The 15,893-nt window shown below is 66.7% G+C and carries 16 protein-coding genes; 8 read left to right on the top strand and 8 right to left on the bottom strand.

Annotation, left to right across the window (positions count from 1 at the left end):
* Positions 1 to 96 precede the first annotated feature (96 nt).
* From TO66_RS22030 to TO66_RS22015, 4 genes are all read left to right on the top strand, one after another.
* Positions 97 to 915 (top strand): alpha/beta fold hydrolase, encoded by an 819-nt coding sequence (locus TO66_RS22030; protein WP_044464253.1) that lies wholly within the window; start codon positions 97 to 99, stop codon positions 913 to 915.
* 78 nt (positions 916 to 993) lie between these two features.
* Entirely contained in the window at positions 994 to 2,031 is a 1,038-nt protein-coding gene (locus tag TO66_RS22025) for a hypothetical protein (protein WP_044464252.1), read from the top strand.
* A gap of 62 nt (positions 2,032 to 2,093) precedes the next feature.
* A complete protein-coding gene (locus TO66_RS22020; protein ID WP_044464251.1) occupies positions 2,094 to 2,507 on the top strand; it encodes an NUDIX domain-containing protein in 414 nt (137 codons plus the stop codon).
* 498 nt (positions 2,508 to 3,005) lie between these two features.
* The gene (locus tag TO66_RS22015; protein ID WP_044464250.1) at positions 3,006 to 3,377 is read left to right on the top strand and encodes a DUF6124 family protein; all 372 of its coding nucleotides are present in this window, start codon (positions 3,006 to 3,008) and stop codon (positions 3,375 to 3,377) included.
* Positions 3,378 to 3,498: 121 nt separating this feature from the next.
* On the opposite strand, the gene dsbG is transcribed toward TO66_RS22015, so the two are convergent.
* From dsbG to dsbD, 3 genes are read right to left on the bottom strand one after another with little or no spacing between them, the layout of a single operon-like run.
* Entirely contained in the window at positions 3,499 to 4,266 is a 768-nt protein-coding gene (dsbG, locus tag TO66_RS22010; protein ID WP_044464249.1) for a thiol:disulfide interchange protein DsbG, read from the bottom strand.
* On the bottom strand, positions 4,242 to 5,114 hold the full coding sequence (locus TO66_RS22005; RefSeq protein ID WP_044464248.1) for a TlpA disulfide reductase family protein: 873 nt from the start codon (positions 5,112 to 5,114) through the stop codon (positions 4,242 to 4,244). Before TO66_RS22005 ends, dsbG begins: the two co-directional genes overlap by 25 nt.
* Positions 5,114 to 6,850 carry a protein-disulfide reductase DsbD gene (dsbD, locus tag TO66_RS22000; RefSeq protein WP_044464247.1) on the bottom strand — a complete coding sequence of 579 codons (1,737 nt, stop codon included), beginning with the start codon at positions 6,848 to 6,850 and terminating at the stop codon, positions 5,114 to 5,116. The genes TO66_RS22005 and dsbD overlap by 1 nt, the downstream gene beginning before the upstream one ends.
* A gap of 153 nt (positions 6,851 to 7,003) precedes the next feature.
* On the opposite strand from dsbD, the gene TO66_RS21995 reads away from it, so the two are divergent.
* From TO66_RS21995 to TO66_RS21980, 4 genes are all read left to right on the top strand, one after another.
* Positions 7,004 to 7,681 (top strand): response regulator, encoded by a 678-nt coding sequence (locus TO66_RS21995; protein WP_044464246.1) that lies wholly within the window; start codon positions 7,004 to 7,006, stop codon positions 7,679 to 7,681.
* A complete protein-coding gene (locus tag TO66_RS21990) occupies positions 7,682 to 9,007 on the top strand; it encodes an ATP-binding protein (protein WP_044464245.1) in 1,326 nt (441 codons plus the stop codon). It begins immediately after the preceding gene.
* Positions 9,008 to 9,273: 266 nt separating this feature from the next.
* Entirely contained in the window at positions 9,274 to 10,686 is a 1,413-nt protein-coding gene (locus TO66_RS21985; RefSeq protein ID WP_044464244.1) for an aspartate aminotransferase family protein, read from the top strand.
* 81 nt (positions 10,687 to 10,767) lie between these two features.
* Positions 10,768 to 10,989 carry an MbtH family protein gene (locus TO66_RS21980; protein ID WP_044464243.1) on the top strand — a complete coding sequence of 74 codons (222 nt, stop codon included), beginning with the start codon at positions 10,768 to 10,770 and terminating at the stop codon, positions 10,987 to 10,989.
* Positions 10,990 to 11,232: 243 nt separating this feature from the next.
* Here TO66_RS21980 and TO66_RS21975 read toward each other — a convergent pair whose 3' ends face one another.
* From TO66_RS21975 to TO66_RS21955, 5 genes are all read right to left on the bottom strand, one after another.
* On the bottom strand, positions 11,233 to 12,054 hold the full coding sequence (locus TO66_RS21975) for a bifunctional 2-polyprenyl-6-hydroxyphenol methylase/3-demethylubiquinol 3-O-methyltransferase UbiG (protein WP_044464242.1): 822 nt from the start codon (positions 12,052 to 12,054) through the stop codon (positions 11,233 to 11,235).
* 267 nt (positions 12,055 to 12,321) lie between these two features.
* Positions 12,322 to 13,302 carry a metal ABC transporter solute-binding protein, Zn/Mn family gene (locus TO66_RS21970; RefSeq protein WP_044464241.1) on the bottom strand — a complete coding sequence of 327 codons (981 nt, stop codon included), beginning with the start codon at positions 13,300 to 13,302 and terminating at the stop codon, positions 12,322 to 12,324.
* Positions 13,303 to 14,202 (bottom strand): metal ABC transporter permease, encoded by a 900-nt coding sequence (locus TO66_RS21965; protein ID WP_044464240.1) that lies wholly within the window; start codon positions 14,200 to 14,202, stop codon positions 13,303 to 13,305.
* On the bottom strand, positions 14,202 to 14,957 hold the full coding sequence (locus TO66_RS21960) for a metal ABC transporter ATP-binding protein (RefSeq protein ID WP_044464239.1): 756 nt from the start codon (positions 14,955 to 14,957) through the stop codon (positions 14,202 to 14,204). The genes TO66_RS21965 and TO66_RS21960 overlap by 1 nt, the downstream gene beginning before the upstream one ends.
* Entirely contained in the window at positions 14,954 to 15,883 is a 930-nt protein-coding gene (locus tag TO66_RS21955; RefSeq protein ID WP_044464238.1) for a metal ABC transporter substrate-binding protein, read from the bottom strand. Before TO66_RS21955 ends, TO66_RS21960 begins: the two co-directional genes overlap by 4 nt.
* Positions 15,884 to 15,893 lie beyond the last annotated feature (10 nt).

The raw sequence follows: 15,893 nt of genomic DNA, 5'->3' as shown, positions 1-15,893 counted from the left end.
CTTGCACGCCCCTTAGGACTTGTCCGATTGACGGCAACCCTTCACCGGCACAGTCTACCGAAGCTTTTTCGCAGCCCACCTGACAGGAGACAGTTGATGCCTTTCGCGACTATTGATGGACAACCCCTTCACTACCTCGACCAGGGCAGCGGCCCGGCGGTATTGCTCGCCGGCAGCTACCTGTGGGACCTGAATATGTGGGCGCCGCAGATCGAGGCGCTGTCCAAGCAGTACCGGGTGATCGCCCTGGACCTGTGGGGCCATGGCCAGTCCGGCGCGTTGCCGCAAGGCACCACTTCGCTGGACGACATCGCCCGGCAGGTGCTGGCGCTGCTGGATCATCTTGCGATCGAGCGCATCAGCCTGGTCGGCCTCTCGGTGGGCGGCATGTGGGGCGCGCGCCTGGCCCTGGCGGCGCCGCAGCGCATCAACGGCCTGGTGTTGATGGACACTTACCTCGGCGCCGAACCCGAGCCGACACGGCAGTATTACTTCTCGCTGTTCCAGCAGATCGAAGAGGCGGGCACCATCCCGGCGCCACTGCTGGACATTGTGGTGCCGATCTTCTTCCGCCCGGGTATCGACCCGCAGTCGGCGCTCTACCAGGACTTTCGCGCCACCCTCGCGGCGCTGCCCGCCGAACGCCTGCGCGAAAGCGTGGTGCCCATGGGCCGCATCACCTTCAGCCGCGCGGATGTGCTGTCCCGCCTGAACCAGCTGGACCCCGCCAGCACCTTGCTGCTGTGCGGCGACCAGGACAAACCGCGGCCACCTTCCGAAACCCGGGAAATGGCCGAGCTGATCGGTTGCCCTTACCAACTGGTGCCCGACGCGGGGCATATCTCCAACCTGGAGAATCCGGGGTTTGTCACCGAGGTGCTGTTGACGTTTTTGGCTGAGCGGTATTCCTGCTGAGGATGCAATGACGTCATCGCGGCCACCACTCAACCCTCTGTTATAGTCGCGCCCCTGTGTAAAAGGGGATCACGGACGATGGCTGAGCAACGGTACTGGCACGACATCGAAGACCTGCAAGGGCAGTGGGTCGGCCTGGGGGTGACGGTCGAGCGCCAGGCGGCCCGGCCGCCGTTGCACCTGCTCACCGGCCACAACGGCCGGATCAAGCTGATGCTGCACGACACGCCGCTGTTCTGGGCCACCGTGGCCCAGGGGTATTGCGGCGCCTGGCTGGTGCGCAACCCGATGCCGGCGCAACTGGAGTTCCTGCCGATCCCGCCCATCGATTCGGCCCAGGTGGAGCGCCATGCGCCCCTGGCACCGCAACAGCGGATCAAGGCCTGGAGCCGTTTCTTCGTCGCGCAACTGAGCGAGCACTGCGCCGATTTTCTCTACCCGGGCCGCTGGCTGGCCCAGGGCCTGCTGCCCAACCCGGACAACGCCCGAGCCGTGGCCCAGCGCGGGCTGGCAGCCTGGTCCTTCCATTCCGGCAGCGGCAGCCACAGCCACCTGCCGACCTGGTCGCTGTACGGCGAAGACATCCTCGACAACCTGCAACCCGAGACCGTGCAATGGATCGACTGGTGGGAAGGCGGCGGCAGGCTGGTCGGCCTGCACCCCGTGGACCCGCTGGCCGGGCGCTTGAAGTGGTGGCGCAAAAAGGCCCGCGAAGGCAGCCTGCCGCCAATCCTGCTGTGGCACGTCGGCGGCCTGGCGTCCTACGTGATCATCGACGGTCATTACCGCTTGCAGGCCGCCCTTGCTGAGAACCTCCCGCCGACCTTCATCGTCCTCAGCGCCACGCGTATCCAGGCCATCAACCCCTGCCCGGAGAACCAACAGCGGGTGCTGGATTCGCTGATGATGCAAAGCGCGCGCAACCCCAACTTCGACGTCGACACCTTGAACCGCGCGCTGATCAACACCTTCGACAACCGGCCTTATTACAACGCCTCGACCCACAGTTGGGCGGGGATCGAGTCGGATCAGGCCTGGGTCGACGAAGTGACCCGCCACCTGCACGAGCACGAGGCGACCGAACATCTGCAAGCGATCATCGAGCGTCGCGACTAGAGCTGCCGACGGTCCGGATCAATGGACCGGGGTGCGAAACACCCCAGCAAGGAGAAACTGACATGAGCGTAGATAAAGCCTGCCCGGTCGTGCTGCGCAGGCGTGAAATCCTGGAGATCCTTGCGTTCGAACATCCCCTGGCAGGTTTGCAACTGGTCAAGGGCAGCGTCGAGCCCGGCGAGCCGACGGACGTCGCCGCCGCCCGCGAGCTGTTCGAAGAGGCGGGGATTCAAGGCACGGCGGTCCGCGCGTTGGGAACCTGGCGCGCCCCTGCGACGGGGCACCTGTGGGCATTCCACGAGTGCCATGTCGCGCAACCCCTGCCTGAAACCTGGGTGCATCACGCCGAAGACGACGGAGGGCATGAGTTCAGGTTTTTCTGGCACCCGTTGATGAGCGAGCCTGGCGCGGCCTGGCATCAGCTTTTCAAGGATGCCTTGGGTTTTATCAGGCTGAGCCTCGCCACCCCGGATTGACCCTACCCGCGATCCACGCCATCCCACGCCCTGTAGCCGCTGCCGAGCTCCGCGAGGCTGCGATCGGGCGCGCAGCGGCCGCAAACCAGGCGCCTCTGTTTCGCCTGATACACCGCGTGGGCAGGTTTGGCGCCTGCTGCGCAGTCGATCGCAGCCTCGCAGGCTCGGCAGCGGCTACAGGGGCCAATTCGCTTTCTTTTGTAAGGTATTTCCTAGAAACTTCTGCGCGCTTGAGTGCGCTGGGGGACGGGGCTAGCCTGCGTTGGTCATCGCCAAATCGATGACACGGATGTGCAAGTCCGACGCTACCAGATGCATAAGCGCTCATTCGTGAGTGAGCGTTTTCATGTCCGCTGCTTTATGGCGGCCATGCGCGGGAGATCCTCGGATCTGCTGAGTGACCTGGTAGCTCGGTCTTGCACACCCGCGTATGGCTGCCACCCTTAATTCGTGTGCAAGCGAACGGTGTCAGCTCCTTTATTTACCAGGAGCCTAACCATGAAAAAACTTGTTCCCGATCCACCCGTCGAATCCAGCACCTACCGCTACCCCGAACTGAAACTCGCCAACCAGGCCCTGCGCCAATCCCTGGCCGAGCAACCTGTCGAGGCGCTGCCGTTTGCTTCTTTGGCGTCCACCGCGTCGGTGCGTGTTACCCCGGACTCCTTGTTCCAGGTCCGCCAAGGCATCAGCGCCGAAGAAGCCCTGGTGCATGTTTCGCTGTTGCTCAAATGCGCCGAAGAAGTCAGCGATGAGATCACCGAACGCGGCAGTGGCCTGGAGCGGGGGTTGATCTGGTCGATGGTCCATTCCGTGGAGATGGCCAGGGCGGTGGTGGATGCGTTGTTGGATGGGCGTCAGGCCCGTTGATTTTTGGTGTTTTTGAGGGCCCTATCGCGGGCAAGCCTCGCTCCTACAGGATTTGCACATTCCCTGTAGGAGCGAGGCTTGCCCGCGATGGCGGCGTATCGAACGCCGCCGGATTCGCGCCTTACTTGGGCCCGAGAATCTTCACCAGCTTGCCCGGCGCGGGCGCGCCTTGTTGCTGTTGCAGTTCGCCCTTGTCGTCCAGGTAGAAGATCGCCGGGGTGGCGGACAGCTCCAGTTCGTCCATCAGCGCCATGTTGGCGTCGAGCTTGGCCTGGACCTCGGCGGGGATCTTGTCCAGCGGCTTGAGGCTGCTGCCCTTGCCGGCCTTTTCGTGGTCTTGCAGGGCTTGTTGCGGGTCTTTGGCGGCGAGCAGGGCGGCGGATTTGCCCGGGCTGTCTTCGCGGATGATGCCGACCATGATGTGCCGCAGCTGCACCTTGCCGGCATTGACCCAGGGCCGCGCCTGTTCCCAGAACATATTGCAGTACGGGCAGTTGGGGTCGCTGAACAGGTAGACCACCCGCGGCGCGTCGGCCTTGCCGTCGGCGATCCAGTGGCTCTTTTCCATCTTCGCCCAGACTTCCTTGGCCATCGGCGTGTACACCAGCTTTTGCAGGGGCTCGGCGCTCAGGTCCTTGCCGTCGGCGTCGTACAGGTTGCCCAGCAGCACATGCTTGCCGTCCGGGGTCAGGTACAGGGCCATGCCACGGTTCTGGTATTGCGCGGCATAACCCTTGAGGCCATCCGGGGCATCGAAGCTGCCGACGATCTTGGCGCCCTTGGCTTCGATCTTCTTGATCGCCTCGGGCAGTTCTTCGGCGTGCAACAGCGGAGCCTGGAGCAGGGCCGCGCCCAGGGACAGGCTCAGCAGGTGGCGGATGAAGGGCATGGTGGTTTCCTTACAGGGGCGGCCTGCGGGGCCGTGGCCGAATGCGGTTGCTCGAAATATTCCAGGGCGCGGGCCAGGCTGGCCTCGGACAGCTCGCCGAGGTGGCTGCCGAGCATGCGTCCGTCGGCGCTGTAGAACAGCGTGGTCGGCAGCGCCATGGAACCCACGGCCTGGCCCAGGCGGCCACTGCCGTCGAACAGTACGTTGTTCAGGGTCAGGTCCTGGGTGGCCAGGAAGGTGGTGACGCTCTGCATGCTTTCGGCCTGGTTGACGAACAGGAAGGTCAGGTCGGGGCGTTGCTGCTGGGCTTTTTCCAGCACCGGCATTTCCCGCCGGCACGGCGGGCACCAGGTGGCCCAGAGGTTGATCACCAGCGGTTTGCCCTGGTAGCTGGTCAGTTGCACGGTGCCGCCGTCGGCGTTGCGCAGGGCGATTTCCGGCAGCCGCGTGCCTTGCTCGAAAATGCTCAGGGACAGGCTGGCGAGCAGCCAGAACGCCAGGCCGCTGCCGACGCCGGCGCCCAGCGGCTTGCGCAGGGCCGGGCGGCGCCAGCCCCAGGCGAGGGCGGCCAGCAGCAGGGCGATCACCCCCGGCCAGGCGAGGAAACCGCCGTCGCGCAGGTCGACGATCTGCCACAGGTCGTCGCGGTAATGTTTCCAGTAAGCGAGGACGAAACCGACCCGCGCTGCCAGCATGCCCAGCAGGAACAGGCCGAACAGCACCGACTCCGGGTTCTCGCCGCCGCGCTTGGCCACTCGCCAGCCGACCAGGGTGGCCAGTGCCAGGGCACTGATCAGCAGCAGGTGGTTGAGCGCGATGGCAAAGGTGCCGATGGTAAAGGTCAGCATCAATGGGCTTCTCGGGTGGCGGTCCAACGTTGCAGGAAGGCAGCGGCGTCTACCTCGCCGGTAATCCGCTGGCTGCGCCGTTCTTCGCCGTCCGGGCCGATCCACAGCAGGCTCGGCGGCCCGGGCACTTTATACCGGTTGAGCAGTTCGCGGCTGGCGGCGTTGTCGGCCGTCACGTCCAGGCGCAGCAGGCGCACCTCTTTCAGGGCCTCGAGGACCTGGGGCTGGCCGAACACCTGTTTCTCCATGATCTTGCACGACACACACCAGTCGGCGTAGTAGTCCAGCAGCACCCACTGGCCCTGGGCCTTGGCGGTGTCGAGGGCGTTCTGCAGGGCGGCCGGGTCCTTGACGGTGGTGAAGGCATCGTGGGCGCTGACTGTCGCCCCGCCAGTGCCGCCGCTGTAGACCTTGAGCGGTCGCCACAGGTCGTCGCTGCCACCGGCGGCGCCCACCAGCAGCAGGCTGCCCCACAGGCCGAATACCACCGCGCCGGCGCCGAACAGATGGCCGGCGCGCCCGGCGGCCTGCCTCTGTTGCCAGGCGGTGTAGGCCAGGACCAGCGCCAGCGCGCCCCACAGGCCGATCCACAGCGACTCGGCGAGTACCGGGCGCAGCAGCACGATGGCGGTGCCCAGGAACAGGAAGCCGAACAGGCCCTTGAGCAGGTTCATCCACGGGCCGGGCTTGGGCAGGAAGCGGTTGCCCACGGTCACCAGCAGCAACAGCGGCAGGCCGATACCCAGGCCCATGACGAACAGGATCAAGCCACCGTGCAGGGCGTTGCCGCTCTGCGCGATGTACAACAGGGCGCCGGCCAGCGGCGCGGTCATGCACGGGCCGACCAGCAGGCCGGACAGCGCGCCGAGCACCCCGGCGCCCACCAGGCTGCCGCCGCGGCGCGAGCGACTGGCGTTTTCCAGGCGGTCGCGCAGGGCCGCCGGCAACTGCAATTCGAAGAAACCGAACATCGGCAGCGCGAGGAGCACGAACACTGCGGCGAAGCTGCCCAGCAGCCACGGCTGTTGCAACAGGGCCTGCAAGTTGGCGCCCAGCAGCGCGGCCAGCACGCCCATGGCGGCATACACCAGGGCCATGCACAGCACATAGCTGCCGGCCAGGGCCAGGCCGCGGCGCGGGCTGGCGCCGCTGCCCACCACCAGGCCGGCGAGGATCGGCAGCATCGGCAGCGAGCAGGGGGCGAAGGCCAGCAACAGGCCCAGGCCGAAGAACACCAGCAGGCTCCAGCCCAGGGCCCGCTGTTGCAGGCCGCTGGCCAGGGCCTGGTCGGTGGCTTCGTTAGTGGTCGTACTGGCGGCGGCCGGGCTGCCGCCCAGGTCGACTTCCATGGACTGCGGCGGGTAGCACAGGCCGGCATCGGCGCAGCCCTGCCAGCCGACCTTGACCTTGCCGGTGGCGCCGGCGGGGATTTTCAGTTCCAGGCCCTGGCGATATACCTGCTGCGCGCCGAAGAATTCGTCGCTGTGCGCCTCGCCCTCGGGCAGCGCCGGTTTTTGTGCGTCTGCCAGGCCGTCGAAGCGCAGACGCTGCTGATACAGGTAATAACCGTCGGCGATCTGCCAGAACAGCTGGGTTTCCCCCGACGCCAGGCGCTCGGAGGTGAAGACGAAGGCTTTGCCGACCGGGAGAAAGTCGGGCTTGACCTCGAACGGGTTGTTGCCCGCCTGGGCCAGGCCCGACAGCAGCATGAACAGCAGGATGAACAGACGACGCATGGAAAAGCCTTAAGCCGGTGCAAGTGGACGGCACAATGGCCGATGGCGATTAACCGATGATTAACCCTGCACGCCTTGTGACACTGGCGGTGCAGGCATAATGTCGGCTTAATCGATGATAGTTTTAATGCCTCCTTTTCTACAGGTTTCTCCATGCACGTACTGGTCTGTGAAGATGATGAGTTGATCGCCAGCGGGATCGTCGCCGGCCTCACGGCCCAGGGCCTGACGGTCGAGCACGTGGCCAGCGCCTCGGCGGCGCGGGCCATGCTCGCGGTGGCCCAGTTCGACGTGATGGTGCTCGACCTCGGCCTGCCCGACGAAGACGGCCTGAAACTGCTCAAGCAGCAGCGCCACGCCGGCCTGGAGATTCCGGTGCTGATCCTCACCGCGCGGGACTCGGTCACCGACCGGGTCGACGGCTTGCAGGCCGGCGCCGACGATTACCTGCTCAAGCCCTTCGACCTGCGTGAGCTGGCGGCGCGCTTGCACACCCTGCTGCGGCGAGTGGCGGGGCGCAGTGTCAACCTGATCGAGCATGGCCGCCTGAGCTACGACCCGAGCACCCGCGAAACCCTGCTCGGCGGCCAGCCGGTGGACCTGTCGCGGCGCGAGCAGGCACTGCTCCAGGCGCTGTTGCACAACCGCGGCCGGGTGCTGTCCAGCGAGCAGCTCAAGGACAGCGTCTACGGTTTCAACGACGAGCTGGAAAGCAATGCCCTCAACGTGCATATCCACCACCTGCGGCGCAAGCTCGGCAACGGCATCGTCGAGACGGTGCGCGGCCTGGGCTATCGCCTGGGGCCGGCGGATGGCGGGGAGGAGGCGTAAGTGGTGAGCCTGCGTCTGCGCCTGAGCCTGACCATCGGCGCGGCGTTCGTGCTGATCTGGGCGCTGGCGTCGGCCTGGATGTTCAGCGACTTGCGCAACCAGATGATGTTCTCCCTGGACCAGCGCCTGGTGGCGTCGGCGCGCATGGTCGCCGGCCTGCTGGAGCAGTTGCCGGCGTTGCCGAGCAAGGGCGAGGGCACCCATTTCAGCGCCGAGCAGCTGAACATTCCCGGGGGCATGGCCTGCCAAGTCAGTTCCCTGCGCGGCGAGATCCTCGCCCGCAGCCACAACCACCCCGATGAAAAGCTCGAAGCCGAACGCATGGGCTTTCACGACCAGATGATCGACGGCGTGCGCTGGCGCAGTTTCACCCTGGCCCGGGGCGACCTGCGCATTACCACCGCCGACCGCCAGGTCGAGCGCGAGGCGCTGAACCTGTCGGTGCTGCTGGCGGCCTCGGTGCCGGTGGGCGTGGCCCTGCTGGCGTGCCTGTGGCTGTTGTGGCTGGGGATGGGCCAGGGCCTGGCGCCGCTGAACCGCATGCGCGATGCCTTGATGCGGCGCAGCGCCGACTCCCTGGAGCCGTTGCAGATCCACCCGCTGCCCAGCGAGTTGCGGCCGCTGCTGGAAACCCAGAACCAGCTGTTCCAGCGTATCGGCAAGACCATCGAGCGCGAACGCCGCCTGACCGGCGACGCGGCCCACGAATTGCGCAGCCCGCTGACGGCGATCAAGACCCACCTGCAGGTGGCGCGCATGACCGAAGGCGCGGCGCGCGACCAATCCCTGGCGCGCGCCGAAGAGGGCGCCGACCGCTTGCACCGGACCCTGGAGCAGCTGTTGCTGCTGGCGCGGGTCGAAGGCAGCCTGTCGTTCGAGGATGGCGTGCAGTGCAGTGCCGAGCAGGTGGCGCAGACCGCGATCCAGGATGCCGCCAGCGGTGCGCGGCAGCGGGTGCGGTTGCATGTCGACGAGCGGGTGTCGGCGGCGCCTCTGGAAATGCCTTCGGTGCTGGCCATCGCCGCCTTGCGCAACCTGCTGGACAACGCCCTGCGCCATACCCCGAGCGATGCGCCGGTGGACCTGAACCTGGAAACCATCGGCAACCGCGTGCGCTTCCAGGTGCGCGACCACGGCAGCGGCATTCCCGAGGACGACCTGCAGCACCTGACCCAGCGTTTCTGGCGCAACGGCCAGAGCACCGGCTGCGGCCTGGGCCTGGCGATCGTGCAGGCGATTGTCCAGCGTTGCGGCTGTGTGCTGCGTTTCGACAGCCGGCCCGATGGGCTGCGCGTCGAGTTGACCATGCCGTTGCAGTCGGCCTGACGGCCTTATCGCGGGCAAGTCGGATCGCCGCCCGCTCGCTCCTACAGAGGAACGCATTCTTCTGTAGGAGCGAGGCTTGCCCGCGATGACATTCTGATATTCACCACAACCTTATGGTTGATCCGCAATAAACCCTCTCCCGGGTGTAAATCCTCCCCCCGCTGATGCGTTTCCAGAACAGGAAAACCTGCGAGTGCGCGCTGAACCGGCGGCGTACCTGCGTGGTGTGCGGTTTCGCTCAACTCATCAGCGTGAGGATTCGAGAGATGTCAGTTGCTACCAGCCTTGTCGACGATCAGCCCGCGCGGACCAGCCCCGCGCCGGCCGAGACGCTTTACCAGTTCACCGAATCGCCGTTGCTGGCGCGGCAGAACCAGCAGGAATCCAACGCCCGCAGCTACCCGCGGCGCATTCCCCTGGCGCTCAAGCGCGCGCGGGGCATTTATGTCGAGGACGTCGAGGGCCGGCGTTTCATCGATTGCCTGGCCGGCGCCGGGACCCTGGCCCTGGGCCACAACCACCCGGTGGTGATCGAGGCCATCCAGCAGGTGCTGGCCGATGAGCTGCCGCTGCTGACCCTGGACCTGACCACCCCGGTCAAGGACCGGTTCGTCCAGGACCTGTTCGGCCTGTTGCCGCCGGAGCTGGCCGCCGAGGCGAAAATCCAGTTCTGCGGCCCCACCGGCACCGACGCGGTGGAAGCCGCGTTGAAGCTGGCGCGCACCGCCACCGGCCGCAGCACCGTGCTGTCGTTCCAGGGCGCCTACCACGGCATGACCCAGGGTGCCCTGAGCCTGATGGGCAGCCTGGGGCCGAAGCGGCCGCTGGGCGCGCTGCTGAGCAATGGCGTGCAGATCCTGCCGTTTCCCTACGACTACCGCTGCCCGTTCGGCCTGGGCGGTGCGGCCGGGGTGAAGGCCAACCTGAGCTACCTGGAAAACCTGCTGAGCGACCCGGAAGCCGGCGTGCAGCTGCCGGCGGCGATCATCGTCGAAGCCGTGCAGGGCGAAGGCGGGGTGATTCCCGCCGACCTCGACTGGCTGCGCGGTGTGCGGCGGATCACCGAGAAGGCCGGCGTGGCCTTGATCGTCGACGAGATCCAGAGCGGTTTCGCCCGCACCGGCAAGATGTTCGCCTTCGAACATGCGGGGATCATCCCGGATGTGGTGGTGATGTCCAAGGCCATCGGCGGCAGCCTGCCGATGGCGGTGGTGGTCTACCGCGACTGGCTCGACACCTGGTTGCCCGGCGCCCATGCCGGCACCTTCCGCGGCAACCAGATGGCCATGGCCACCGGCTCCGCGGTGATGCGCTACCTCAAGGAACACCATGTGGCCGAACACGCGGCGGCCATGGGCGAGCGCCTGAGCGAGCATTTGCGGATCCTGCAGCGCGACTACCCGCAGATGGGCGACATCCGTGGGCGCGGCCTGATGCTCGGGGTGGAACTGGTGGATCCGAGCGGCGAAAAAGACGCCCTGGGCCATCCGCCGCAGTTCAGCCGCCTGGCGCCGCTGGTGCAGCGCGAATGCCTCAAGCGCGGGTTGATCCTGGAGATGGGCGGGCGCCATGGCAGCGTGGTGCGGTTCCTGCCGCCGCTGGTGATCAGCGCGGCGCAAATCGACGAGGTGGCGGAAATCTTCAGCAAGGCCCTGGCCGCGGCGGTGGCCAGCCTCTAATTTTTCGCCGCAGTGGCACGTTCCTTATTCACAACCGCTGCGCGCTTGGCGCAGCGAGCCTTACAGCGATGGAGACAAGCAATGACGTCAGTATTTGACCGCGAGGACATCCTCTTTCAGGTAGTGGTCAACCACGAGGAACAGTATTCGATCTGGCCGGACTACAAGGCGGTGCCCCAAGGCTGGCGCACCGTGGGCAAGAGCGGCCTGAAAAAGGAATGCCTGGCCTATATCGAAGAGGTCTGGACCGACATGCGCCCGCTGAGCCTGCGCCAGAAGATGGATGCCGCCGCGGCCAACTGACCACCCCTGGTCTTGTCGCCGCTGCCTGTAGCCGCTGCCGAGCCTGGGCGAGGCTGCGATCGGGCGCGAAGCGGCCGTAACAGGGGCACCCCGTTTAGTCAGACCCAACGCATGCACAGGTTTGGCGCCTGCTGCGCAGTCGATCGCAGCCTCGCCAGGGCTCGGCAGCGGCTACAGGGAATCACGTAATGCAGAAAGCCCGCTGGATGTAGAGTCCAGCGGGCTTTTTGGTGGGCGCAAGGTTCAGCGCTTGACGGCTTGCAGGGTGTAGCTCAGCGGCAGGCGCAGGGGCGCTTCCTTGAGGTGCCATTCGCCGTGCTCGTCGCAGCGCATCTGCCCGGGCAGGGCCTCCCAGGGGACGCTCTGGTGCTCGACCAGGCCGGTGATGTCCAGGCCGTGGCTGAGCAGCGCGCTGACGATCTCCCCCAGGCCGTGGTTCCAGGCATGGGTGACCGTGGCCTTGAGCCGGCGGTCGGTGCTGACGTAGGTGCTGTCGTCGTCCCAGACCAGCGGTTCGCGGTGCTCGAAGTAGGGCAGCGTCACCAACAGCCCGTCCTCGCGGCGTTCGTCCACGGCCCAGAGCATCGGGTGGCCTTCGCGGATGAACAGCCGGCCACCGGGCTTGAGCAGGGCGCTGACGTTACGCGCCCAGGTGTCGACGCTGGGCAGCCAGCACAGGGCGCCGATGCCGGTGTAGACCAGGTCGAACGCAGCGTTGGGCAGTGCCTCGCTGGCCTTGTAGACATCGGATTCGACGTACTCGATGGCGGTCCCGGTACGTGCCGCCAGGGCGCGGGCCTCGGCCAGCGACGCGGGGGAAAAATCCAGTCCGGTCATCCGTGCCCCGAGGCGCGCCAGCGACAGGGTGTCGGTGCCGATATGGCATTGCAGATGCACGCCGCGCAGGCCGCTGATATCTCCCAGCCGCGGCAGGTCGAACCGCACCACCTCGGACAGGTGCCGCGGGTCGTCGACAAACATCTGCGCCTGATAGTCCGGGGAGGCCGCGTGCAGCGGCGCGCGCTCGTCCCAGTTGGCCTGGTTGAGCTTGAGGTAGTCACTCATGGCGGGGCTTCCTGTCCGTTCGATGGGAGCAGCACCCTAGCACCGGCAAGGCGGGAGACTCTTCAGGAAATTTGTAAGCGTAAGGCGTGTCCCATAAACCTGACGCCGCGGTGGGCCTGATGTGTTGAGGTTGTCTGGTTTGGCGCCCGCTTCGCGGGCGATCGCAGCCTCGCCAAGGCTCGGCAGCGGCTACAGGGACCGCGGTGTGTAGCCGCTGTCGAGCGTCAGCGAGGCTGCGATCGGCAACGCAGTTGCCGCATGGCCCATTCAGGACTTGGCGTTCAGCGCCGTGGTGATTTGCTGGATATCGCTCTCCAGCTCCGCCAGCGGGTCGGCGCTGTCGGTTTCCAGCACCAGCAGTTGGCTGCCGGCGGCGGCAATGGCGGCCTTGAGCGCGTCGGACGGCTGGCGGTGGTGCAGGACCAGCGCCACGTCGTGGTCCTTGAGCCGGGTTTGCAGCTGCTGCAGGGCTTCGGGCGTCCAGTCGTTGTCGGCGCGGGCGTCGGTGTCCAGCAGTTCCAGGTTGAGCCCGCTGACCAGGTAGGCGAAGTGATCGCTGAGGCTGAACACACTGAGGTTGTCGGCGTTGGCCAACTGCCCTTCGGCGTCGGCGCTGAGCTTGAGCAGGCGCTGCTTGAGGCCGGCCAGGTTGGCCTCGATCTTCGGCTTGGCGGCGGGGGCCAGGCGCACCAGATCGGCGGCCAGCACGTCGGCCATGCGCCCCAGGTTGTTGCTAGACAGCCACGGCTGACTGTTCAGGCCATCGCTTTTGCCAGGCTGCAGGGCCACCCCGGGCAGGGCGCCATCCACCGGGCGCGCGGCATCGACTTCGACGACGCGGATATTGCTGCGCCGCGCATGGGGGTAGAGCGGATCGTCCGGCCAGATCGAGCGCAGGCCGATCACCGCGTCGGCGTCCAGCGCCAGTTTGTGCAGCGCCGGGGCGCCACGGCCGGTGAAGTAGGCGGTCTGGCGCGAGCCCGGCAGGTTGGCCGGCGCGGCGCGTTCGAGCCGCACGTCGGTGCCGTGCAGCAGCAACTGGCCGAGGCCGAAGGTCACTGGCAGCGAGGCCAGCACGCTCAGCGGCTTGGGTGAGCTGGCGCCGTGCAGCGCGGTGGTGCCCAGGCTCTGGTTGACGGTGACGCGCATGGGTTCGAAACGGTCCGGCTGGGCCAGGGCTGCAGCGCTGCTCAGCCCGCAGATTGCCAGGGTCAGGGGGAGTGCCAGGTGACGTAATGAAGGGTGCATTTATCCGATATTCCCTTTGAGGCTGGGGACCAGGCCGCGGGCAATGGCGGCCAGGGCGAAGGCGACACCGGCCACCAGGATGATCGCGGCCCCCGACGGCACCGGCAGGTCGAAGACGATCGGCAGCAGGATGCCGCACAGGGTGCTGACCGTGGCGATCGACACCGAGATCCAGAAAAAGCCCTTGAGCGACTGGCTCAGCAGGCGCGCGGCGGCGGCCGGGATCACCAGCAGCGCGCCGACCAGGATCGCACCTATGACTTTCACCGCGGCCACGGTGATCAGGGTCACCAGGATCACGAACAGGTAGTCCAGGGCTTTCACCGCGACCCCGCGCACCGCCGCCAGTTGCGGGTTGAAGCTGGCCAGCATGATGCGGTTGTACAGCGGCAGGCTCAGGCCCAGCACCAGGGCGCCGACGACCAGCAGCACCAGCAGGTCGTTGCCGTTGACCGTGAGCACCGAGCCGAACAGCACGTTTTCCAGGATGTGCACGTTAATCTTGCCGGCGAGGATCAACAGCAGGCTGGCGCCCAGGGCCAGGGACACCGAGAGGAATACGCCGATCAGGGTGTCCGGGGCCAGGCCGGTGCGGTTGCGCAAATAGTTGAGCAGGATGCCGAACAGCAGGCAGTAGCCGAACAGGCTGCCGTAAGGGCCGGTGTAGGGTTCGCCGAGCAGGATGCCGATGGCCACACCGGTCAGCGCGGCGTGGCCCACCGCTTCGGAGAAGAACGCGAAGCGCTTGACCACCACCAGCGTGCCCAGGCCGCCCAGCACCGGGCCGATCAGCAATCCGGCGAGCAGGGCGTTGACCACGAATCCGTAGGCCAGGGCTTCCGGCAGATAACCGGAAGAGGCCCAGCCCTGGACCATCAGACGAAAGGCTTCGTAACTCATCAGGCAAGGCTCCCGCTGACCGGTTGCGCAGTGCGCGGATGGGTGGAAAACAGCGTCAACAGGCGCTCCGGGGTCAGCGCCTGTTGCGGCTGGGCATCGAACAGCACCCGGCGGTGCAGGCCGGTGACCCGGTCCGCCAGGCGGCCGACCGCTTCCAGGTCGTGCTCGATCCACAGCAGGGTGATGCCGGCCTGGCGCCAGTCGCCGAGCAGGCGCTCGAACACCTGGATGCCGGCCTCGTCGAGGGCCGACATGGGTTCGTCGAGCACCAGCAGGTGCGGCGCCGGAATCAGGCCCTGGGCCAGCAGCACGCGCTGGCGTTCGCCGCCGGACAGGGCGCCCATGCGCCGCTTGCGCTTGTCCTGCATGCCGACCCGTTCCAGGGCCTCGCCGATGGCCGTGGCGTAATGCCGGCTGAGGCCGAGGAACGCCGGGCGTCGCTGGCACATGGCGGCCATGAAGTCGTCGACGGTCATCGGCAGGCCGCGGTCGAATTCCAGGGCCTGCGGCACATAGCCGATCACCCCCGGCTCGCCGGGCCAGTGCAGGCGCAACTGGCCCTGGTGGGGCGTCTGCCCGAGCAAGGTCTTGATCAGCGAGCTCTTGCCGCCGCCGTTGGGGCCGACCAGGGCATGCACGGTGCCGGGCTGCACCTTGAAGCTGACATCGTCGAGGATGGTGGTACGGCCCAGGGTCAGGCCGACCCGGTCGAACTCGATGGACGGGCCGCGGGCCAGGCTGTGCAGGGCGGTCATGCGCCGGCCTCCTGGATGGCGCGGACCACGGTGTCGAGGTTGCCCTTCATTTCCTTTTCGTATTTCTCGGCGCTGTAGTCGCCATAGGAAATGTGCGACAGCGGGTACAGCTTGACCCCGGACTCGCGCTGGATGGTGTCGACGTAGGTGGAGGGGAAATCCATCTCGGAGAAGATCACCTTGACGTCCAGCTCGCGCAGTTGGTCGATGGTCTTCTTCAACTGGCTCGGGCTGGGCTCGATGCCATGGGCCGGCTCGACCACCGCGGTGACTTCCAGGCCGAACTCGCGCAGCAGGTAATCGTAGGCGGCGTGCACCGTGGCCACCCGCAGGTCGGCGTTGGGCGCCTGGGTCAGCTTGGCCAGGGCTTCGGCGCGCATCTGCCGCAGGCGCTTGCCGTAGGCGCGGGCGTTCTGGGTGTAGGTCTTGGCGTTGGCCGGGTCCAGCGTGCCCAGCTCGCGGGCGATGTTGTTGACCTGGGCGATGGAGGCGCTGATGGACAGGAAGGTATGCGGGTTGACCACCTTGCCGGCGCCGCGCGCGGCGATGCCGGTGGCGGCCAGCAGCGGCACGTTCTGGTTGGCCTCGATCACCGGGATGTCCGGGCGCTCGCTGGCCTCGATCATGCGGTCGGCGAAATCGTCGTGGCCCACGCCGTTGAGCACGATCACGTCCAGGGTGCCGATGCGCTTGATGTCTTCGGCGCGGGGTTCATAGGCGTGCGGGTTGAAGCCGGCGGGAATCAGCGGCACCACGTCGGCCTTGTCGCCGACTATGTTCGCCACGTAGCTGTAATAAGGATGCAGGGTGATGCCGATCCGCAGGCGCTTGGCTTGGTCGGCCGTGGCGAGCGGGCTGAGCAACAGGGCGAGCAGGCTGACCAGCAGCACCCGCAGGAACGGGCGGCGTTGAGATGGAATAGGCATGGGCTAGCGG

The sequence above is a fragment of the Pseudomonas sp. MRSN 12121 genome (assembly GCF_000931465.1).
Lineage (GTDB): Bacteria > Pseudomonadota > Gammaproteobacteria > Pseudomonadales > Pseudomonadaceae > Aquipseudomonas.
This window is presented reverse-complemented; position numbering and strand designations above follow the sequence as displayed.